Raw genomic sequence first — 21,802 nt, 5'->3', positions numbered from 1 at the left:
TGATGTATGCTTTCGCGAAAGCGTGACGATACAACCTACTATTTAAGTTAATTAGATCAATAAAAAATAACCTCAGATAGTAATCATACTGGTTAACTATCTATTCATAGCATTTATATATGAAATTATTAGAAGGAAAAACAGCTATCATCACTGGTGCTAGCCGTGGCATAGGAAAAGGAATCGCAGAAGTATTTGCTCAGCATGGAGCAAATGTTGCTTTTACATACAGCTCATCATCTGCTGCGGCAGATGAGCTAGAGAAAAGCCTAGAGAGTACAGGTGTAAAAATCAAAGGATATAAAAGTAATGCAGCAGATTTTGAGCAGGCTCAAGAGCTTGTAAAGAACGTGCTTGAAGATTTTGGAACTATTGATATTCTTGTAAATAATGCAGGTATTACAAAGGATAATCTCCTTATGCGTATGTCTGAAGAGGATTTTGATAACGTAATAGAGGTAAACCTTAAGTCTATCTTTAATATGACTAAAGCGGTGCAGCGCACGATGCTTAAAGCTCGCAAAGGAAGTATCATTAATATGAGCTCTGTAGTAGGAGTAAAAGGAAATGCTGGTCAAGCAAACTATGCTGCCTCAAAGGCTGGAATGATAGGTTTCTCTAAGTCTATGGCACTTGAGCTAGGTTCTCGTAACATACGTACAAACGTGATTGCTCCTGGATTTATCGAAACTGAGATGACAGGTAAGCTTGATGAAGCTACTGTAGATGGATGGAGACAGTCTATACCATTAAAACGCGGTGGAAGCCCAGAAGATATTGCAAACGCTTGCGTATTTCTTGCTAGTGATATGAGTGCATACATCACAGGTCAAGTTATTAATGTAGACGGAGGAATGCTTACGTAATTTACGAGTTACGTGCTTATTGCCCATTCTCAAAATATTTGAGATAAGAACAACCACGACATTTGCAAACAGAAACATTATTATTAATTATTGGAGCTGCTATTCTCGCCTTGGGAATAGCGGTTTTTCAGTATTTTTATAAGGCAAAATATAAGACCAGCCGCAATAAAGTTTATGCGCTTATTAGATTCTTAAGCGTTTTTGGATTGCTTATTCTTTTAATTAACCCTTCTTACAAACAAGTTACATACGTTATCGTAAAACCATCACTTGCCGTAGCTGTAGATAATACGGCAAGTATTAAACACTTGGAATATGATGATGAGAGTAGTGATTTAGTTTCACGCTTTCGCGAAAGCGAACCTTTAAACAATGCTTTTGACGTAGAGTTTTATAGTTTCGGTCAAGAATTTAAACGTTTAGACACCTTAGATTTTCAAGAAAAGCAGACTAACATTTCTAATGTTCTTCATAGTCTTGAAGACATTTATGCTACAGAAATAGCACCAGTTATCTTACTCACCGATGGAAACCAAACCTATGGTGAGGCTTATCAATACACCTCAAAAAACCTTAATCAGCAGATATATCCTGTAGTTCTAGGAGATACAATTACATACGATGATCTTAAATTAGGGCAGGTAAACGTAAATAGATATGCGTATATCAATAATAAGTTTCCGGTAGAGATTTTTGCCTCTTATAATGGCAACAATACAGTAAGCTCACAATTAACGGTTAGTTCAGGAGGGACAGTAGTACATTCTGAGCGAGTTACTTTTAGTCCAGACAAAGAATCACAGGTTTTCAATTTGCTATTACCTGCAACGAGCGTAGGAGTTAGGCAATATGCTATACAGCTTGCACCTAGTACGACAGAGAAAAACATAAAAAACAATAGTAAGAACTTTGCGATTGAAGTTATTGATCAAAAAACGAATGTTCTTATAGTAAGTAACATCATTCATCCAGATGTGGGCATGCTTAAAAAGAGTATAGAAAGTAATAGACTACGCACGGTTACTTTTTCAAATCCTCTAGAAAGTATAAGTAAGCTTAATGACTATGAGTTAGTAATATTGTACCAGCCAGATACACGTTTCAAGAATGTCTATGAGCAACTTACTTCGCTATCCAAAAATAGTATTATAGTCGCTGGCGCAAATACAGATTGGAATGCTGTAAATACCTTCCAGAATACCATTAATCAAGAAATCACTGGACAGCAAGAAGAAGTACAAGGCGAACTCAATGTGAATTTCTCTGCTTTTGTGATAGAAGATATAGGCTTTGCTGACTTTCCGCCGTTAAAAACAAGCTTTGGTGACGTTAATTTTAAGACAGAAGTAGATGTCGCACTGACCCAAACTATAGGATCTTTAAATACAGAAAATCCACTTATAGCTACTACAGATACAAATGGACAACGTGAAGTTTATATTCTAGGAGAAGGTTTGTGGCGATGGCGAGCACAGAGTTTTATTAATAATAATAGCTTTGAAGATTTTGATAATTTTATTGATAATCTCGTGCAATATGCAGCATCAAATAAGAAAAAGAGTCGTCTTAACATAGATTATGAGTCCTTTTATTACGGTAATGGTGATGTTACATTGTATGCGCAGTACTTTGATAAAAATTACACCTTTGATACACGAGCACGTTTATCCATACGTCTAGTCCATGAAGAGACAGGTAAAGTGACAGATATACCGTTATTGCTTAATAAGAATACATATCAGGTTGCGATGAATAATCTAGAGCCGGGTAATTACAAGTTTACCGTGTCGGTTATAGATCAAGGACTCGCTCGATCTGGTAGTTTTACAATAGTTCCTTTTGAGATAGAACAACAATTCTTAAATGCAAATGTAACAGAACTACGTACTCTAGCGTCTAATACCGCAGCAGCCCTTTATACGAGCGCAACAGGAGACCAACTTATTGAATATCTTTTGAAAGATACTCGATACAAACCTGTACAGAAAAGCACGGAAAAAATCGTACCTTTAATAGATTGGAAATGGTTATTATTTATAATAGCCTTACTACTTTCTATTGAGTGGTTTATGCGCAAGTATAATGGACTCACGTAAATAAAAATCAAAAAATTATTATGGAAAAATTACCAAAGATTGGCGTACCTATAGTTATAGGTATCATTATTTTATTAGTATTAGTTACAAAATCTGCTGTAACCATAGATTCTGGAGAGGCAGGAGTATTATTTAAAACGTTTGGAAATGGTGTGGTGACAGATGAGCCACCTATGAGTGAAGGGTTTCACTTAGTTGCACCATGGAATAAGGTATTCGTTTATGAAGTAAGACAACAAGAGCTTTTTGAAAAAATGAAAGTTTTATCGTCTAATGGATTAGAAATACAAATTGACGCCTCTGCTTGGTATGAGCCAGTGCGCAAAGATTTAGGAAATCTACACCAAACACTAGGTAAAGATTATTTACAACGAGTGATCCAGCCAGCTATACGATCTGCAGCACGTAGTGTAGTAGGTAGATATACACCTGAGCAATTGTACTCAAGTAAAAGAGATGCTATACAGGACGAAATATTTGTAGAGACTAAAGCTATTTTGTCTAAGCAATATGTGCAACTTAATGAGGTATTAGTAAGAGACGTGACGCTTCCTAATACTATAAAAGACGCAATTGAAAGAAAACTAAGACAAGAGCAAGAATCTCTAGAGTACGAGTTTAGACTTGTAACAGCATCTAAAGAAGCAGAAAAAGTACGTATTGAAGCTCAAGGTAAAGCAGATGCAAATAAGATTTTAAGTGCTTCTTTGACAGATAAAATTCTTCAAGACAAAGGAATAGATGCAACTATAGAGTTATCAAAGTCACCTAATTCTAAAGTTATCGTTGTTGGTTCTGGTGATTCTGGACTTCCACTAATTTTAGGAAATAATTAGAATACTTCATAAAACTATAAGAAAGCGTTAAGAAGACGCTTTCGCGAAAGCTTATATCTTTACAATCCGCGCGAATTCACGTGTGGATTGTAAAGATTCTTTTATGTACAATTATCAGAAAATACTTTTTTTGTTTGGATTCATACTTACTATAAGCTGTGGTCAAAATGTAGAAAGTCAAAATAGCGAAAAGGGATATGCACCAGAAGCAGTAAAGAAAACATTTCAAGCAAAATATCCAGGAGAGAATGACCCAGACTGGCATGTAGATTCAAATGGGAACTATGAGTCTAGGTTTAGAGTAGATGGAGTACGTCACAGAGCAGACTTTAGTCCTAACGGTTCATGGATTGAGACTGAGGTAAGCATAAAGAAAGATGATTTACCTAAAGCTGTTCAAAAAGCAATAGATAACAATTACTCAGACGAGGAAATAACAGAAATAGAACGCGTTCAAAGTGCTGAAAAAGGCTTGTTTTACGATGTAGAGTTTAAGAGAAAAGGAAAGAATATGGATGTTGAGTTTAATGAATCTGGAGTTAAGATTAATTAAGACTAGACATCAATAGTACTTATAAAAAAACCACCTAATAGGTGGTTTTTTTATGTTTCATCTTTTTTTTTGGATCTTGAGCATCTTCCAGTAATTGTTCTTTGAGCCTGATTGCTTTGGCTACCCATCGATCATTTTTAATTCTATCCGGAAAAAACTTAATAAGTTTCGTTATAATTTCAATATCTTCCTTCGTTAATCGGCTTATTTGATCAAAAGTGTAAATGCCTAACTCATTTAATTTTGCTTCAGTGTAAGGTCCTATACCTATAATTTGTTGAAGTTCATTTTTGTCAAAAACTGAAGCTGTGCCTATTCTGTCAAAATTAATTATGTCAGAATAATCTTTCTCTACTAATTTTTCAGAGATTACTTCTTGAGAAAAAGCTCGATTTCTCACCTTAAGATGGTCAAACTCGTCATCCATTCGATCTTTCCTAAAAACACCATCTCCCTTGCGATCTAATTCATCCTCAAGATTAATAATAGTTTTCTTTAAATTTTGTATCGTTTCACTTTGAGCTGCGAGACTCTTTTTTAGAATAATTTTATTATACAGATTAGAGCCTATATAACCAATTAAAAATGCAACAAGAGTCATTATAAATGTCTCTAAGTATGCGACTGGTATAGATATGGCCTCTTGTGATACAAACATATTAATCTACTATAATTTCTATTCTGTTGTTCTCTTGTCTGCCAGAGAGGCTCTTATTATTTGCTATTGGTTCTTCTTCCCCTCGGGAAGTTGCCGTTATCTTATGTCTTGGTATTCCTCTTCTCGCAGTAAGATACCATTTTACTTGTCTAGACATCTTAAGGCCTTGATCAAAATTATCTTTACTACTGCCTACATTATCGGTGTGGCCTAATATGGTAACTTTTTTTTCAGGATGTTTTTTTAATAATGCTTTAAGTTCTGTCGTATATTTTACTAACTCTTTATCTAATATTAGATCTGTATTGTTATAACGAGGATAAAATATACTACTTGAAAAAGAAGGCCCCATTAATGAATTAAGTTCCTTTTCAAATTCTAAAGCAGGCTCATCCTTTGTAATATCTATAGTATCACTAATTGCGATAGATTTTTGAATTTCTTCAGCAAGCATAGAAGAAGTCTCATGTTCAATTCCAAATAAATCTAAACTATCTGGAGCAAAACTAGTAGTTGTAAACTTTGTTTTAGAAACTTCTGAGGAAGATGATTGAGTATCTTTTGATTTAGGAATGTTTTTTTTTGAATTATTCTTTTCATAAAGAACTTGTTGTATATCACTGTCGTTATTAACCTCTCTTGTACTTATAAAATAAATACAACCAGAAGTCCATAGTAAAAAAACGAAGAATGCCCCAAAAAATCCCTTCATCGATTAAGCTAAGAGAGTATTACTATATATAAGCCTACTGTTTTCAAAGTTACAGAAAAGTTGTCAATGTTAAGAATTAATTAAATCAGGTTATCCACTTGTTTTTAACAAAGAACTTCTTAAATTTGTACAACAATGAATAATAACAATACACATCACCATCATACTTCAATCATCGCTCAAGCGAGGTAAAGAGTATGTATATATTTCATATTAAAAACCCGTTTGAATTACTCAAGCGGGTTTTTTCTTTTGAGTAATTTGGACATTAAAAAATTATCATGAGTCAAAAAATTAGAATTGCTATTCAAAAATCTGGACGCCTTAATGAGGAATCGTTACAACTACTTAAAAATTGTGGTGTATCTATTGATAATGGAAAAGACCAGCTCAAAGCAACGGCTAGAAACTTTCCGTTAGAAGTACTTTATTTACGTAATGGAGATATACCTCAATACTTAAGAGATGGTGTTGTAGATATCGCAATCTTAGGTGAAAACACTTTAATTGAAAAAGGTAAGGATTTACCAATTGTAGAGAGATTAGGTTTTTCAAAGTGTAAAGTTTCATTAGCTATTCCTAAGGGTCAGAAATATAATTCTGTTAAGGACTTTGAAGGTAAACGCATTGCCACATCTTATCCGAACACTGTAAAGGAGTATCTAGATAGTAAAGGTGTAAAAGCAGAATTACATATTATCAATGGCTCTGTAGAAATTGCCCCAAGTATAGGCCTAGCAGATGCTGTTTGTGATATTGTTTCTAGTGGTAGCACATTATTTAAGAATAACCTCAAAGAAGTGGAGCAAATGCTTACTTCAGAAGCTGTTCTGACAGTGTCGCCTAACATCTCAAAGGAGAGAGAGGCAATTCTTGAGACGCTTAAATTTCGTATAAGAGCTGTACTTACAGGTGAGCGTAGTAAGTATGTACTTATGAATGTACCTAATAATAAACTAGATGAAGTGATTGCAATGCTTCCTGGAATGAGAAGTCCTACTGTTTTACCTCTAGCAGAAAAAGATTGGAGTAGTGTACACTCTGTGATAGATAAAAATAGTTTCTGGGATGTTATAGATAATTTAAAATCTGCAGGAGCCGAAGGTATTTTAGTATGCCCTATTGAAAAAATGGTACTATAAATTTATTTTGCTATGAATAAGATCTATAATCCAGAAAGAAGTGAGTGGGAGAGTATCCTTAAAAGACCTACTCAAACAGTTGATGATATTGAAGCAACTGTAAATAATATATTTAAAGAAGTTAAATCAGACGGCGATGTAGCGGTTGCAAAATACACGGCTATTTTTGATAAGGTCACGTTAAACGCCATTGCTGTATCAGATCGTGAAATACAAGAAGCCGAAAATTCTTTACCTATAGAGTTAAAAGAAGCAATACAGCTAGCAAAAGGAAACATTGAAGGTTTCCATAAAGCACAAAAAACGTCTAGAGTGGCAGTTACTACAGTAGAGGGAGTAGATTGCTGGCAAGAAAAAAGACCTATTCAAAAAGTGGGACTTTATATCCCTGGAGGAACAGCGCCATTATTTTCGACAATATTGATGCTTGCGACACCAGCAAATATTGCTGGTTGTAAAGAAATTGTATTATGTACACCTCCAGATAAAAATGGAAATGTAAATCCTGCAATTTTATACACCGCAAAGCTGAGCGGAGTTACTAAAATTTTTAAAGTAGGAGGTATCCAGGCGATTGCCGCGATGACTTTTGGAACAGAGACTGTACCCCAAGTATATAAAATATTTGGTCCAGGAAATCAGTTTGTCACAGTTGCAAAACAAATAGCAACAAAGCATGGTGTAGCGATTGATATGCCTGCTGGACCTTCAGAGTTATTAGTGGTGGCAGATGATTCGGCAGATACGAGTTTTGTAGCATCAGACTTATTAAGCCAAGCAGAGCACGGTGTTGATAGCCAAGTTATTTTAGTAGCAACTTCTCGTAAACTCATAGATGATGTAGAAAGAGAAGTGGAAATGCAAATGAGTACGCTTTCGCGAAAGCATATTGCAGAAAAAGCCATCGAAAACAGTAAACTAATATATGTTGAAAACGATGAAACTGCTTTAGCACTAATTGATGAGTACGGCCCGGAGCATTTTATTGTATGCGTGAAAAATGAAGACTTTTATGTGGATAATATCATGAATGCAGGATCTGTATTTATAGGTAATTATACGCCTGAGAGTGCTGGAGATTATGCATCTGGAACAAATCACACCCTACCTACTAATGGTTATGCAAAACAATACAGCGGTGTAAATCTTGATAGTTTTATGAAGTCTATGACCTTTCAAAAAATATCACCAAAAGGGATTCAAAATATAGGTCCAGCTATTGAGCTTATGGCTGCTGCAGAAGGACTTGATGCACATAAAAATGCAGTAACTCTCAGACTTAAAAAATTACAATAAGCTACACCTTTTAGTATGAATAAAACCTTTAGTATCTCTAGTCTCGTCCGTCCTAACGTGGCAAGCATGCAAGCTTATAGCTCTGCTAGAGATGAGTTTACAGATTTTGATGAGGAAATGATATTTCTTGATGCAAATGAAAATCCATTTGAAAATGGTGTAAATAGATATCCAGATCCGCAGCAACGCACTTTAAAGAGCCTTATAGCTGCACAGCGTAGTATTTCTGAGAGCCAACTGTTATTGGGTAACGGTAGTGATGAAGTGCTTGATTTAATATTTAGAGCATTTTGTATTCCTGGCAAGGATGAAATCATCACTGTACCACCTACATATGGAATGTACAAGGTACTTGCTGGGACTAATGATATTAAAAATACAGAAGTCTTACTTAATCAAGATTTCCAACTTGATACTGCGGGTATTTTGGCTGCCATAAATGAGCATACAAAGCTTATTTTTATTTGCTCGCCAAACAATCCAACGGGTAATGTTATTGATGCAGCTGCTATTATTGAGATTTTAGAAACTTTTAAAGTTCTAGTAATTCTTGATGAAGCATATATAGATTTTGCAACTACAGAAAGTTGGTCAAAACAATTATCTCAATATCCTAATTTAATAATCACGCAAACACTATCTAAGGCGTATGGCCTTGCAGGTATACGTTTAGGCTTATGCATTGCAAGTGATGAGATTATTACTGTTTTAAATAAAATTAAACCTCCCTATAACGTAAACGCTCTTACACAAGAAAGAGCTTATAATAGGTTGGTGCAAACGGAGACTATAAATACAGAAATAAATACGCTTTTAGAGAACAGAGCGGCTTTATCAAAGGTCTTACAAGAAGTATCATTTGTTAAAGAGATTTTCCCATCTGATGCAAACTTTATACTTGCGAGAGTAGATGATGCAAACCAGAGATATCAGCAACTTATAGCTCTTGGGATAGTTGTACGTAACAGAAGCACACAACCTTTGTGTGAGAATACACTACGTTTTACAGTAGGAACTATAGAAGAAAATACACAACTTATAAACGCATTAAATACATTAAAATAATGGCTAAAAAAGTCCTTTTTATCGACCGTGATGGTACAATGATTAAAGAAACGGTAGATGAACAAATCGATGCGTTTGAAAAAATGATATTCTATCCTAAGTGTTTTACTTGGTTAGGTAAGATTGCGCAGGAGCTCGATTATGAGCTTGTAATGATTACAAATCAAGATGGTTTAGGTACAGACTCTTTTCCAGAAGACACCTTCTGGCCAGTGCACAATTTTATAATGAAGTCTTTTGAAAACGAAGGTGTTGTTTTTGATAATGTATTTTTAGACCGCACATTTCCGCACGAAAATAAAGACACTAGAAAACCTGGAACTGGTTTACTAAAGCAATACTTTTCTGAGGAGTATGATCTTGAGAACTCTTTTGTAATAGGTGACCGCCTTACAGATATGCAACTTGCAACAAACTTAGGGGCAAAGGGTATATTTATTAATGATGATACTAATCTTGGTACGGGAGAAATCACTATCTCACAAGATGATTTAAATAAAGATATTGCCCTAGAGACTAACGATTGGCAGAAGATTTATGAGTTTCTTAAGTTAGAAAGACGTGTAGCTACGCTTTCGCGAAAAACGAATGAAACAGACATAAACATTACTCTGAACCTTGATGGTACTGGTAAATCAAATATAGATACTGGTCTTTCATTCTTTGACCATATGCTGGATCAGATTGCTCGTCACGGGCAAATGGATCTAGATATCCAAGTAAAAGGAGACCTTGAAGTAGATGAGCACCACACGATAGAAGATACGGCAATCGCCCTAGGAGAAGTGTTCGCCATCGCTTTAGGAAATAAATTAGGAATAGAACGTTACGGTTTTTGCTTGCCTATGGATGATTGTCTTGCGCAAGTTGCTATAGACTTTGGAGGAAGAAACTGGCTAGTTTGGGAAGCAGATTTTAATCGTGAGATGATAGGTAAAATGCCTACAGAAATGTTTTATCACTTCTTTAAATCGTTTACAGATGGTGCAAAGGCAAATCTTAATATCAAAGCCGAAGGAACAAACGAGCACCACAAAATAGAGGCCATCTTTAAAGCATTTGCAAAGGCTATTAAAGTAGCGGTAAAGAGAGACGCAGATAAGATGATTTTACCATCCACAAAAGGTATGCTGTAATGAAAATAGTAATAATTAATTATGGCGCTGGTAATATACAGAGCATAAAATTTGCGATAGAACGCTTAGGATTTAAAGCTACTTTGAGCAATGATGAAGAAGAAATTCGGTCGGCAGATAAGGTGATTTTCCCTGGAGTAGGTGAGGCGAGTAGTGCCATGTCAAAACTGAGAGAAACGGGTCTTGATAACGTAATTCCTACTTTAAAGCAGCCTGTTTTAGGAATTTGTCTTGGGATGCAACTTATGTGCAACCGTTCTGAGGAAGGTAATACAGAAGGTCTAGGAATCTTTGATGTAGATGTGATACGCTTTCGCGAAAGCGTAAAAGTCCCACAAATACAGTGGAACAAGATCACAGATCTTAAATCTCCATTGTTTAAAGGAGTAGAGGATGGATCATTTATTTATATGGTGCATAGTTTTTATGCTCCAGTAACTACCGAAACCATAGCAACCACCTCTTATGGAATTCCTTACGGAAGTGCTTTTGCAAAGGATAACTTTTATGGAACACAGTTTCACCCAGAGAAATCTAGTGTTGTGGGAGAACAAATACTTAAAAACTTTTTAGAATTATGAGGATTATACCTGCAATAGATATCATAGAGGGAGCTTGTGTACGCCTCTCTAAGGGTGATTATGCAACGAAGAAAGTGTATAATGAAAATCCGCTTGAGGTTGCAAAGCAATTTGAAGCACACGGGATTACACACTTACACCTTGTAGATCTGGATGGCGCAAAGAGTAAGCATATTGTAAATCATAAAATTCTGGAACAAATTGCTTCTCAAACGAGTTTAAAAGTAGATTTTGGCGGAGGATTGAAAACAGATGAGGACTTAAGGATTGCTTTTGAAAGTGGTGCTTCTCAAATCACTGGTGGAAGTATTGCTGTAAAAAATCCAGAGACATTTAAGAGCTGGTTATCAAAATTTGGGAGTGATAAAATTATCTTGGGAGCAGATGCTCATAATAGAAAAATTGCAATCTCTGGATGGCTTGAAGAGTCTGATGATGATGTGGTAGAGTTTATAAACTCTTACAACAAGGAAGGGGTGTCTTATGCTATTTGTACAGATATAAGTAAAGACGGTATGCTTGAAGGTCCTAGTTTTGACTTATATGAGGAGATATTAAAAAGTACTCCAGATTTGAAATTAATTGCGTCAGGCGGAATTTCGACATTTGATGAGCTTCCTAAGCTTGCAGCGATGGGTTGCGAAGGGACGATTATAGGAAAAGCTATTTATGAGAATAGAATCTCATTAAAGCAGTTAGAGAATTATATTTTAGAAACAAAGGCGTAGTATGCAAAGTAGCTGGCACGAAGATTTTAAAGAAAATGCTATTTTTCGATTAGACGAAAATGTGCGTATGATTAGTATTGCTTTATCCAAAATCTCAGAAGACGAAATCTGGATAAAGCAAAATCAAGCGCTCAATACACTTGGTAACCAACTATTACATATCTGTGGCAATCTTACTCAGTATATAATATCTGGACTTGGTGGCAAGCCAGATGAGCGTGATCGTGAGTTAGAATTTTCGACAGAAGACGGTTATACAAGAGATGAGCTTCTTCAAAAATTGTTGCTTACAGTACAGTCTGCAACTATTATAATAGAAGATGCATTGCCTGAAAATCTTTTGAATAAAAGACAAGTGCAAGGATTCAATTATTCTGGAATAGGACTTGTGCTTCACGCAGTAGAGCATTTTTCATTTCATACTGGTCAAGTTGCTTCACAAGTCAAATTAATTATAGATGAACCATTAGGTTTTTACGTGGGTTATGATTTAAATGTACACAATGAAGGTCCTAAAAGTTCTCAAGATGACATTGAAGATATAGAAGATTTAAGCTAAAAAATCTATAATATGCTTACGTACTTCTTCTTGATACAAGGAATGTCCATAGCCTTCGGTTTCAATATAGATGCTTCCTTTCCAATTTTTATGGATATTTTGTGAAGCAGAGACAGGCGTTATTTTATCATACTTATCATGAATAATCAACGCCGGTAGGGTAAGAGATTTTGCAAAAGTAGCTCCAGAAAATTCTTTAAAATTATAACCAAATAATTCCTTGACTAATTTTTCTAAGGCAGTCATAGTTCTATTATTCAAGCCAAGAATTGCCTTATAGCCCACCATAATTTCTGCAAGCTCTGAAGCAGATCCTAAGATCACTGCAGATGTCAAGCCTTGAGGCTTGTAAGTAAACAGATGAAACACCGTAGCAAGACCGCCTATCGAGTGCCCGATAATGTGATCAGGTTTATAAGTATTGATAGCAGTTTCTATTGCCTGAGCATATCTTGGAACGTTAAGTAATTTTCCAGTTGAGTATCCATGAGCAGGTGCATCTATTGCATAGATGTCGTAATTTTCTTTCTGTAGATCTTCTATAAGTCTATACCATCTGTAGGTGTTGCTCTCCCAGCCATGAATGAGAAGAACCTTTTTGCCAGTTCCTTCCCAATGATATGACTGAAGCTCACAGGATCCAGAATCTAATTTTTCAAATTTTGGTTGTTCTAAATATGGGATTTGCTCACCAAAAGGCCTGCCTTTACGTGGCGTACAAAAGATATTAAATGACTGCTGCGCTGCTGCTGCAGGATTTACAATACTAATGCTATTAATTTTTGCCCCTATAAGTTTAGGTATAAGGCGTTGTAGTGACTTTTTCAATAGTAATATTATTCTCTGTTAACGGAATCTGGCGAAAATGCAGGAGTACAAATAGACATATACTCACATTCCTCATTAAATGGATTGCTGTATTGCACTCTTGTGTTGCGATCTATTTTAATACTTTGCCCCGTTTCTAGTATTAATGTTTCGTCTTCTATGATAAATTGTTTTTTACCACGTATGATATAAGTATACTCATCAAACTCTGGAGTTTGAAATGGCTCACTCCATCCTGGCGGAGCAACCATATGAGCAATACTTACAGCAGTATTACCGTCTGTAGCACGACCCCAGTGTTCTTCTATTAATTTACCATCTGTAGTAGGAACTACAAAAGGACTTTTCTGAATCTTATATTTTTTAATCATTACCAGCTTATTTGAACATATTTTATAGGTGCATCATCTGGTATTTGAGAGAACTCTACTTTTGATTGTGTGTCAAACATAAGCTCAGATGGAAGGTGCTTTTTATCAATTGTAAAGAAGATGTCATTATCCTCAATAAGAACAACTATAGTAGATATCAAGTTGTCTATGCGCTTGATTTTATAACCATCTTGAATATCTTTAAAAGTGCTTTTGGTAGTGATACCTTCGGTTGTTTTAAAGCGCTCATCATATACTCGAATATAGTTGATAGTCGCATCAGTTTCATTTGAACTTGGACCTAGTTCTAATAGCTTTTTACCTCCTTTTTCAAAAACGGTCACATATCCTTGTGGCGTTTTAAAGTCTGTAGCTCCTGTAGCATCTACAAGACTATCATTTGCAAAAGTTGTTTTGAGTTCGCTTACCTTAGTAGTCTTTGTAAGTGGCCCTACAGTTTCCTTTGAGATGCTAAAGTTGCCAGAATTACTACAGCTTGCGAGTATAAGTCCTAAAATTGATAATGTTATAATGTGTTTTTTCATAAAAATATTGATGCACCTCATGTGTGATGGATGCTATTATTTGTAATAAAACTACCGTTAGGTTAGCTTTTAATCATTTTAATGATTTCTAATTATTTCAGCATTTTACCAAGTATTCCAAATACTCCGCGTATTACTGTAGCACTGGTAAGTACCTTAATTAATGCTTTTGCTCCAGCACTTTGTGTGCTTTTTGAACTAGATGATCTAGAAGAAGACTTTGTTGCTTTGGCGCGTTCTTCTTTGGCTTTTTCCTTTGCTTCAGACTCGTTTGCTTTATCTATCTTTTTCTGTAAAAGTTCATAAGCACTCTCACGGTCTGTGAGTTCGCTATACTTTTCTACTAGTTCAGATCTATCATTAATACTATCAATCTCTTTTTGAGTAAGCACGTCCATACGCGACATAGGAGCACGTAACATTGTTGCAGCAAGTGGAGTAGGGCGACCTTTCTCATCAAGGGCAGAAATTAATGCTTCCCCTATACCTAACGAGGTAAGTACCGACTTGGTATCGTAGTATGGAGAATCTGGATAGTTTTCGGCAGTAAGTTTTATGGCTTTTCTATCTTTTGCAGTAAATGCACGTAAAGCATGTTGCACTTTTAGACCTAACTGACTCAATACTCCGTCTGGAATATCTGTTGGGTTCTGTGTTACAAAATAAATTCCAACCCCTTTAGAACGTATTAATTTTACAATACTTTCTATCTGACTATGAAGTGCTTTTGAGGCTTCTTTAAATATAAGGTGTGCTTCATCTATAAAGATTACAAGCTCTGGTTTACCGCTGTCTCCTTGTTCTGGAAAGGTAGAATAAATCTCTGCCAGCAAGCTTAGCATAAATGTAGAAAACAGTTTAGGTCTATCTTGAATATCTGTAAGACGAATCACGTTTATAACGCCACGGCCATCCTCAGTTTTTCTAGTAAGATCATCTGTATTAAAAGATTTTTCTCCAAAAAAGATATCTGCTCCTTGTTGTTCTAGTTCTACTATCTTGCGTAAGATGGATCCAGAAGATGCAGGAGATATTCTTCCGTAATTTTCTTCTATCTCTCCTTTACCTTCCTTAGTAGCGTACTGCAAGATTTTTTTGAAATCCTTTAAATCTAGTAAAGGCAATTTATTATCATCACTATATTTAAAGAGAATAGAGATAATACCAGATTGTGCAACAGTAGCATCAAGAATACGAGAAAATAACACAGGTCCAAACTCACTTACTGTAGCTCTTAATCTCACCCCATTTTGATCTGAGAGTGTGAGAAGTTCTACGGGAAAATCTTTTGCTTCAAAGGGAACTCCAATTTTTGCATGGCGCTCATCTATTTTAGCATGTCCTGGGCTTGCTTTTGCAATACCAGATAGATCACCTTTCATATCCATTAAAAGTACAGGGATACCTTTGTCAGATAAGTTTTCGGCTATTATTTGTAGTGTTTTTGTTTTTCCAGTTCCAGTTGCTCCGGCTATGAGGCCGTGACGATTCAAGGTTTTAAGGGGCACTTTTACGTGTGCATTTGTAATCGTCTCACCATCTAGCATCGCAGCTCCCATCGTTATAAAGTCTCCCTTAAACGTATTTCCTGCTTTAATAAATTCTAGAAATTCTTGTTTTTTATCCATATGGGTAGGTTGTTAGTGCGCTTTCGCGAAAGCGTACTACATCATGTAATCTAAAAGTTTAAAAATACGTAATCCTTAAAAAAGGTTCTCATCTATGTGTACATTTATTGTCTAAAAAACAATCTATATGAAAAGACTTTCCTTATTCGCCGCGTGTTTATTACTTTTTTTGTCTTGTCAAGAAAGACATTCTCTTACAAGACCAGCACTAGAAACCAAGGTTGAAATTAATGAAAAACCTGTCTTTCATAAGTCTCACGAGATCACAAAGAAAGACGCTCCTTTTTCTGATGTAGTACAAGTAGGCGAGATGTATTTTCTCTCTGGTCAAATAGGTTTAAATCAAAAAAACCGCACACTAGTACCTGGTGGAATAACTGCCGAAACAACGCAAACCCTTGAAAACATAAAAGAGGTATTAGCGCAGCACGATATGGATATGAGTAATGTGGTGAAGGCATTAGTAATACTTGATGATATAAAAGACTTCAAAGCATTTACTGAAGTGTATAGCTCTTATTTTCCTCAGAAACCAGCTAGAACAACCTTTGCCGTCGAAGCACTAGCTCTAGGTGCAAAAATTGAGATAGAGGTGATCGCTGTTAAAAATTAATAAGTACCTTTTAGAAAAAAATGAAGCTATTAACCAGGTTCTCTTTCATACTTACATGTATCGTATTTATAAATTGCGATAATGACGACGCATTTTCTTCAGCTATTAATGAAGAGCAAATAACATTACCTACGATAGCTATATTAGGTGACGATCTTAATACAGGAGCAAACTTTAACTTAGTGAAGTGGACCGCATCTTATGAGGATATGATAACTACAAATCTTCAAGAAACGATAGGATTTGAGTTTGGGTTTTTGCAAAGTACCATAGGAACAGAACTTGCATTTGCTCTAGATTTTCCAACTACTTCTTATGTATTTTACGATGTGGCTACAGACGGTATGCGAAGTGCAACAGATTTTTTCAATCCTGAGAATACTACAAATAATTTCTATACTATAAATGCAGATCAAGGTTTACTCACCTATTACCTAGATGCTACTAGTACTTGTTGTAATATATATGTGCATAGCTATAACCAACTATCAGGAGCGTCTTCAGAGTCGTATATAGGTAACGCAGATATAGCGCCTGTTCAATTTAATGTCTTTGCCAGCGATAATAGATCTTTTGCCATAGCTGTAGATACTTTTACGGGAGTGCGTAATCTCTATGTAAATAGCGCAATAGATGGCGAGCGCTTAGGTGTTATAGATGTAAGTGAGTATGGTGTTTTTATGTACAATGATGTGCGTGATGAGATGTATCTATTTAGTTTTAATGGCAATGCAGTGTCTCATGTCGTTCTTGATATAAATACTTTTACTACTAGCGAGGTTAATTCGTTTCCTTTGGGATTAAGTATAAGTGACGGTTTTAATGAGGCGCATTTTTCTCAAAATGAGATGGTTTTTAAGGAGTTTGATGGGATTGTTTCTAGTATCTACTCCTACGAAACAGATACTATTATTACTTATAATAGTACAGATTTAATAAATAGAATTTTTGAAGAAACGGGTCGAGGGATCAATATTATAAATACGTCAATAGATCTAGATACGAGAACATACGTTGTGATGGGAACGTATATGGAAGATAATATTACGTATGGTCTTGTGGTATTAATGAGCTTAGATAAGGAAGTAATACTCACGCTAGAAACGGATAGTGTGAGACCTCAAGAAGTAATTTTCATAAGAGACTAGCAAAAAAAAATACCACTTCGTGAGAAGTGGTATTTAAATATTTTAAGCAATTTAATCTTTAAATATCATCAAAGCTTACATCTGTAAACTTATCTGGGCTCATGCTACTAGGCTTCTCTGAAGAAACAGCACCTGAGTCTACAACTTCTGTTGGCTCTGGGCGTGAGTAATCATTCTGGTGACGATCTGATATTACTTCTTCCCCTTTTTCATCAAGAATATATGAAGTCATATCATTCAAGTTTTCTGTAAAACCTGCGAAGTCTTCTTTATATAAGTAGATTTTATGTTTCTTAAAATGGAAAGACCCATCATCATTTGTAAACTTCTTGCTCTCTGTAATGGTAAGGTAATAATCTCCTGCCTTCGTAGATCTTACATCAAAAAAGTAAGTGCGTCTTCCTGCTCTTAATACTTTTGAGAAAATCTCTTCATTGTCACGTCCTTCGTAATCACTCATAATAGTCCTTATTGTTTGGATTGTGTTTATCTACTTCAAAAATGATAAAAAATTAGCCATTGCCCAATTATTTCTACATTTCTTTTTCGTCTAGTTGTTTTACGTAAAGTTCTTTATAGTATCCCTGTTGTTCTATTAGTTGATTATGAGAGCCTTGCTGTGTTATTTTTCCATTTTCAATAATAAGAATTTGGTCAGCATTTTTTGCAGATGATATTCTATGGCTCACGATGATGGTTGTAGTATCGACAGTTAGTTTCTCTAGATTGTTAAGTATTTCTTCTTCTGTCTCGGTGTCAACTGCGCTTAAACAGTCATCTAGAAGTAATATTTTAGGGTTGCCTATAAGCGCTCTTGCTATAGATACTCGCTGCTTCTGACCTCCAGAAAGAGTGATTCCTCGTTCTCCTAGAATGGTGTTATAACCATTTTTAAAATCAATGATGTTGTGGTGTACAGATGCTGCTTTCGCGAAAGCGTAAACCTGTTCATCACTTGCGTTTGTATCACCAAACTTGATATTCTCACCTATGGTATCAGAAAACAAGAACGCATCTTGAGGTACATACCCTATTTCTGAACGCAAATCGTCAAGATTAACGTCTCTCATAGCATAACCGTCTATTTGAATTACACCACCTGTGACGTCATATAATCTACCTATAAGCTCAAGTATAGTTGACTTTCCAGAACCTGTAGGACCTATGATAGCAAGGGTCTGTCCAGGATTAATAGAGAAAGATACATTCTTTAAGGCTGTGATATTTGTGTCATCATAGGTAAATGTAACATCCTTAAATTCGATAGCACCTGTAATAGGCGTGTGGTTACTTACCGTATTCTGAATTTGAGGTGCTATTTCTAGAAACTCATTAATACGTATTTGTGAAGCCTCTGCAGCTTTAATTATCGAGGTAACCCATCCTACCGTAGCCACAGGCCAGGTAAGCATGTTTACATACATTATAAACTCTACTAGTGTACCTAAATCTGGTATAGTACCGTCTATATATTGCTGTCCTCCCACAAAGATTACAATAAGGTTACTAGCGCCTATTAATCCTATCATAAGAGGGAAGAAGAAGGCTTGTACCTTTACAAGATCTAAGTTTTTCTCTTTGCTATCTTCACTAAGTTGTGCAAAATCTTTAAAGGTATTTGCTTCTAGCGTGTAAGCTTTAATCACAGATATCCCGCTAAAGGATTCCTGAGTAAACGTAGTAAGTTTTGAGAGATACTCTTGAACGATAGTACTCCTTACATGTATCGCACGACTTAGTTTATAAATAGCAATAGACAATATAGGTAATGGAATAAGTGTGTAAGCGGCTAGGGAAGGAGCCATTCTCACCATATAAGGTATTACTACAGCAAATAGAACAAGTGCTTGCAAGAGATACATAATTGCAGGACCTACGTACATACGTACTTTAGTTACATCCTCAGAGATGCGGTTCATGAGATCTCCGGTTCTGTTCTGTTTGTAAAAACCTAAGCTTAGTCTCTGGTATTGCTGGTACACATCATTTTTAAGGTCAGCTTCTATATATCGAGAGACTACGATAATAAGTTGTCTCATTAAGAATGTAAAGAACCCAGAAAGTAATGCCGCTCCTAATAATAAGCCCAGTTTAAAAAGCATCGATTTTTTAAGTCCAGGAAGGTTATCTTCTCCAGCGTCGATATAAATCTCTACGTCGTTTATGATGTCACCTACGATATCCACATTAAAAACTGCAAAGAATCTTGCAGCAATAACAATGAAAAACCCAGCGATAAGACGCCATCTATAGCGTAAGAAATATTTGTTTAATGATTGTAGTGCGCCCATGGCGATATTGTGCAGTTTTTTTGAACCGCTAAGGTCGGTTTTTTTTAAGACCTATGCGAGCCAAATTTTAGTGTAACATAATCCATAAAACATGGAGATACTTTTAGAAATACTGTATTTTTGCACCGATTTTAAAAATGATCTTATTTCATTTTATAACCAAACTAAAAGTTCTTTGTCGCTATGTTAAACAGACGCCATATCCGTGTCAAAGTAATGCAAACCATCTACGCACTAGGTAGTAAGGAGCATTTTGATCTTCAACAAGAAGATAAATTTACAGTAGAGAGTATGAACCAGATGTACAATCTGTATCTCTTAATGCTAGATTTAATGGTGGAGGTTCACGCTTTCGCGAAAGCGGAACAAGAAAAATTCTCTAAAAAGATTCTAGCAACCGAAGAAGAAAAAAATCCCAATACAAAGTTTATCCAAAACCAAGTGCTTGTCAAATTATCTGACAATGCAGATCTACGCGACGAGGTAAGTAAGCGTAAACTCAAGAACTGGAGAATGAATGATGAGTATGTAACTCTTATTTATAATGAGCTTATAAATAGTGAATTATACGTCTCTTACATGGAACAAGAGGAAGCTGATTTTAAATTAGATAAAAAATTCCTTGTTGCGGCTTACACAGAAATTATCGCCCCTAATGATAAATTGTACGATTATATAGAAGATTCACGCCTTACTTGGGTAGATGATGTGCCTATGGTGAATATGGCTGTATTAAAAAGAATAGGGAAGATGAAACCTGCATCTCCAGACTCTACGTTGCTTCCAGTATTGTTTAAGAATGATGAGGATTTACTATTTGGAACTACCTTACTTGAGAAAACTATTGCAAATGAAGAGTTCTTGTCTTCTGAAATCTCAGAAAACACACCTAATTGGGATAAAGAACGTATTGCAGATGTAGACATGGTATTGATAAAAATGGCACTTTGCGAATTTTTGAAATTCCCTACTATTCCGGTGAAAGTGACTATTAATGAGTACCTTGAGATAGCAAAGGAATACTCAACCCCTAAGAGTAGTATTTTTATAAACGGAATACTTGACAAACTGGTAAAACAGTACGAGTCAGAAAAAAGGTTAAAGAAAGAGGGTAGAGGTTTAAAATAATTAAATTTTCTTATTTTTACATATCATTATTTAATAAAAAAACAACAATGAAAAAAGGTTTATTAGTTTTAGGAGTACTTTCGGCTATGGTATTTACTTCATGTAAGGAAGATGCAGCTAGCAAAGTAAAAGAAGAAAATGTAGAAGTTGCTGCAGCGAGAGATGCACAAGCTACTGTATATCCAGTTATTGCTTTTGATGAATCTGAATTTGATTTTGGAAACATAGAAAAGGGAACAACTGTAGAGCATAAATTTACATTTACAAACACTGGTAAAGCACCATTAGTAATTGTAGATGCAAAGAGTTCTTGTGGTTGTACTGTACCAGAATATTCTAAAAATCCAGTAGCTCCAGGAGAAAAAGGTGAACTACTTGTAAAATATAACGGTAGTGGTGCAAATCAAGTAACTAAAACTGTTACAATTAAAGCAAACACTGAGAAAGGGACAGAAACTGTACTTATCAAAGCATTTGTAAACCCTGCTGCTGGAGCAGCTAAATAAGCACTATGGGCGAAGGAATGCAGGGCATACTAGGCCCACTTTTACTCTTTACGGTATTTATAGTATTTTTTATTGTATTACCACAGCGTAAAAAACTCAAACAAGAAAAGAACTTTGATAAAGATCTTGCTAAGGGAGATCGCGTGATCACAAAAAGTGGATTACATGGTAAAATTCTTGAGCTTAATGATAACGGTACTTGTGTATTGGAAACAATGTCAGGTAAAATGAAATTTGAGAGATCTGCTCTATCTATTGAGATGAGTCAGGCCTTAAAAAAATCTGCTGTAGAAGTTAAGAAGTAATCTTATTAAAAGAACTTACTATAAAAAAAAGCCCTCGCATTTGCGAGGGCTTTTTTGCGTGATGATATTTTCTAGTTACAAATTTTAATAAGCATGGCTCGTTTGCTATGAGTAATATGTAGCGAAATAACTCAGTTTATATCATCAACCATAGAGATATGGATGTAACAGAAACTATGTAACGTCTTATTTATAGCGAGTGATACTTCCC

The 21,802-nt window shown here is 35.5% G+C and carries 24 protein-coding genes; 16 read left to right on the top strand and 8 right to left on the bottom strand.

Translation table 11 applies throughout. The features are described from left to right. Window positions 1–119 precede the first annotated feature (119 nt). The 4 genes from fabG (at window position 120) to JM84_RS10445 (ending at window position 4,351) form a co-directional block, all read left to right on the top strand. A complete protein-coding gene (gene fabG, locus JM84_RS10460; RefSeq protein ID WP_013752034.1) occupies window positions 120–866 on the top strand; it encodes a 3-oxoacyl-[acyl-carrier-protein] reductase in 747 nt (248 codons plus the stop codon). Window positions 867–928: 62 nt separating this feature from the next. Beyond that, window positions 929–2,962, top strand: coding sequence for a hypothetical protein (locus tag JM84_RS10455; RefSeq protein ID WP_013752035.1), 2,034 nt, complete (start codon window positions 929–931; stop codon window positions 2,960–2,962). Between the two features lie 20 nt (window positions 2,963–2,982). Next, window positions 2,983–3,798: a prohibitin family protein gene (locus JM84_RS10450; RefSeq protein ID WP_013752036.1), complete on the top strand. Its 816-nt coding sequence runs from the start codon at window positions 2,983–2,985 to the stop codon at window positions 3,796–3,798. 130 nt (window positions 3,799–3,928) lie between these two features. Then, window positions 3,929–4,351, top strand: a complete 423-nt coding sequence (locus tag JM84_RS10445) for a PepSY-like domain-containing protein (RefSeq protein ID WP_013752037.1) — start codon at window positions 3,929–3,931, stop codon at window positions 4,349–4,351. Between the two features lie 34 nt (window positions 4,352–4,385). Here JM84_RS10445 and JM84_RS10440 read toward each other — a convergent pair whose 3' ends face one another. Both JM84_RS10440 and JM84_RS10435 read right to left on the bottom strand, forming a co-directional pair. After that, complete coding sequence (locus tag JM84_RS10440) at window positions 4,386–5,009, bottom strand: hypothetical protein (RefSeq protein ID WP_013752038.1); 624 nt, start codon at window positions 5,007–5,009, stop codon at window positions 4,386–4,388. A 1-nt stretch (window position 5,010) separates the two neighbouring features. Further along, complete coding sequence (locus JM84_RS10435; protein ID WP_013752039.1) at window positions 5,011–5,721, bottom strand: OmpA family protein; 711 nt, start codon at window positions 5,719–5,721, stop codon at window positions 5,011–5,013. Window positions 5,722–6,002: 281 nt separating this feature from the next. On the opposite strand from JM84_RS10435, the gene hisG reads away from it, so the two are divergent. From hisG to JM84_RS10400, 7 genes are read left to right on the top strand one after another with little or no spacing between them, the layout of a single operon-like run. Beyond that, window positions 6,003–6,863, top strand: a complete 861-nt coding sequence (gene hisG / locus JM84_RS10430; protein WP_013752040.1) for an ATP phosphoribosyltransferase — start codon at window positions 6,003–6,005, stop codon at window positions 6,861–6,863. Between the two features lie 12 nt (window positions 6,864–6,875). After that, window positions 6,876–8,159, top strand: a complete 1,284-nt coding sequence (hisD, locus tag JM84_RS10425) for a histidinol dehydrogenase (RefSeq protein ID WP_144784173.1) — start codon at window positions 6,876–6,878, stop codon at window positions 8,157–8,159. A 15-nt stretch (window positions 8,160–8,174) separates the two neighbouring features. After that, window positions 8,175–9,224, top strand: a complete 1,050-nt coding sequence (gene hisC, locus JM84_RS10420) for a histidinol-phosphate transaminase (protein ID WP_013752042.1) — start codon at window positions 8,175–8,177, stop codon at window positions 9,222–9,224. After that, window positions 9,224–10,360: a bifunctional histidinol-phosphatase/imidazoleglycerol-phosphate dehydratase HisB gene (hisB, locus tag JM84_RS10415; RefSeq protein WP_013752043.1), complete on the top strand. Its 1,137-nt coding sequence runs from the start codon at window positions 9,224–9,226 to the stop codon at window positions 10,358–10,360. Before hisC ends, hisB begins: the two co-directional genes overlap by 1 nt. After that, window positions 10,360–10,941 (top strand): imidazole glycerol phosphate synthase subunit HisH, encoded by a 582-nt coding sequence (gene hisH, locus JM84_RS10410; protein WP_144784171.1) that lies wholly within the window; start codon window positions 10,360–10,362, stop codon window positions 10,939–10,941. Before hisB ends, hisH begins: the two co-directional genes overlap by 1 nt. Then, the gene (gene hisA, locus JM84_RS10405; RefSeq protein ID WP_144784169.1) at window positions 10,938–11,669 is read left to right on the top strand and encodes a 1-(5-phosphoribosyl)-5-[(5-phosphoribosylamino)methylideneamino]imidazole-4-carboxamide isomerase; all 732 of its coding nucleotides are present in this window, start codon (window positions 10,938–10,940) and stop codon (window positions 11,667–11,669) included. The genes hisH and hisA overlap by 4 nt, the downstream gene beginning before the upstream one ends. Before the next feature lies 1 nt (window position 11,670). Beyond that, the gene (locus JM84_RS10400; RefSeq protein ID WP_013752046.1) at window positions 11,671–12,228 is read left to right on the top strand and encodes a DinB family protein; all 558 of its coding nucleotides are present in this window, start codon (window positions 11,671–11,673) and stop codon (window positions 12,226–12,228) included. Here JM84_RS10400 and JM84_RS10395 read toward each other — a convergent pair. From JM84_RS10395 to JM84_RS10380, 4 genes are all read right to left on the bottom strand, one after another. Next, window positions 12,220–13,056 (bottom strand): alpha/beta fold hydrolase, encoded by an 837-nt coding sequence (locus tag JM84_RS10395; protein ID WP_144784167.1) that lies wholly within the window; start codon window positions 13,054–13,056, stop codon window positions 12,220–12,222. The two genes, JM84_RS10400 and JM84_RS10395, sit on opposite strands and share 9 nt — an antisense overlap. Before the next feature lie 8 nt (window positions 13,057–13,064). Continuing rightward, window positions 13,065–13,427, bottom strand: coding sequence for a cupin domain-containing protein (locus JM84_RS10390; RefSeq protein ID WP_144784165.1), 363 nt, complete (start codon window positions 13,425–13,427; stop codon window positions 13,065–13,067). Beyond that, window positions 13,427–13,972, bottom strand: coding sequence for a hypothetical protein (locus tag JM84_RS10385; RefSeq protein ID WP_013752049.1), 546 nt, complete (start codon window positions 13,970–13,972; stop codon window positions 13,427–13,429). The genes JM84_RS10390 and JM84_RS10385 overlap by 1 nt, the downstream gene beginning before the upstream one ends. A 92-nt stretch (window positions 13,973–14,064) precedes the next feature. Next, window positions 14,065–15,600, bottom strand: coding sequence for a helicase HerA-like domain-containing protein (locus JM84_RS10380; protein WP_144784163.1), 1,536 nt, complete (start codon window positions 15,598–15,600; stop codon window positions 14,065–14,067). A gap of 127 nt (window positions 15,601–15,727) precedes the next feature. Here JM84_RS10380 and JM84_RS10375 point away from each other — a divergent pair, with 127 nt between their 5' ends. Both JM84_RS10375 and JM84_RS10370 read left to right on the top strand, forming a co-directional pair. After that, window positions 15,728–16,213 carry a RidA family protein gene (locus JM84_RS10375; protein ID WP_144784161.1) on the top strand — a complete coding sequence of 162 codons (486 nt, stop codon included), beginning with the start codon at window positions 15,728–15,730 and terminating at the stop codon, window positions 16,211–16,213. Between the two features lie 20 nt (window positions 16,214–16,233). After that, entirely contained in the window at window positions 16,234–17,361 is a 1,128-nt protein-coding gene (locus JM84_RS10370) for a hypothetical protein (protein ID WP_144784159.1), read from the top strand. Window positions 17,362–17,419: 58 nt separating this feature from the next. Here the strand turns inward: JM84_RS10370 and JM84_RS10365 are convergent, their stop codons facing one another. Both JM84_RS10365 and JM84_RS10360 read right to left on the bottom strand, forming a co-directional pair. Next, a complete protein-coding gene (locus JM84_RS10365) occupies window positions 17,420–17,821 on the bottom strand; it encodes a PUR family DNA/RNA-binding protein (RefSeq protein WP_013752053.1) in 402 nt (133 codons plus the stop codon). A gap of 73 nt (window positions 17,822–17,894) precedes the next feature. After that, entirely contained in the window at window positions 17,895–19,652 is a 1,758-nt protein-coding gene (locus tag JM84_RS10360; protein WP_144784157.1) for an ABC transporter ATP-binding protein, read from the bottom strand. Window positions 19,653–19,868: 216 nt separating this feature from the next. Here JM84_RS10360 and nusB point away from each other — a divergent pair, with 216 nt between their 5' ends. Genes nusB through yajC form a run of 3 tightly spaced genes read left to right on the top strand, consistent with a single transcriptional unit; the run spans window position 19,869 to window position 21,591 of the window. Then, window positions 19,869–20,780 carry a transcription antitermination factor NusB gene (gene nusB / locus JM84_RS10355; RefSeq protein WP_261375723.1) on the top strand — a complete coding sequence of 304 codons (912 nt, stop codon included), beginning with the start codon at window positions 19,869–19,871 and terminating at the stop codon, window positions 20,778–20,780. A gap of 47 nt (window positions 20,781–20,827) precedes the next feature. Beyond that, window positions 20,828–21,286, top strand: coding sequence for a DUF1573 domain-containing protein (locus JM84_RS10350; protein WP_013752056.1), 459 nt, complete (start codon window positions 20,828–20,830; stop codon window positions 21,284–21,286). Window positions 21,287–21,291: 5 nt separating this feature from the next. Continuing rightward, window positions 21,292–21,591 (top strand): preprotein translocase subunit YajC, encoded by a 300-nt coding sequence (yajC, locus tag JM84_RS10345; protein ID WP_013752057.1) that lies wholly within the window; start codon window positions 21,292–21,294, stop codon window positions 21,589–21,591. Window positions 21,592–21,802 lie beyond the last annotated feature (211 nt).

It is taken from the genome of Dokdonia sp. Hel_I_63, assembly GCF_007827285.1.
GTDB lineage: Bacteria > Bacteroidota > Bacteroidia > Flavobacteriales > Flavobacteriaceae > Dokdonia.
The sequence above is the reverse complement of the archived record's forward strand: the minus strand, read 5'-3'. Positions and strand labels throughout refer to the sequence as shown.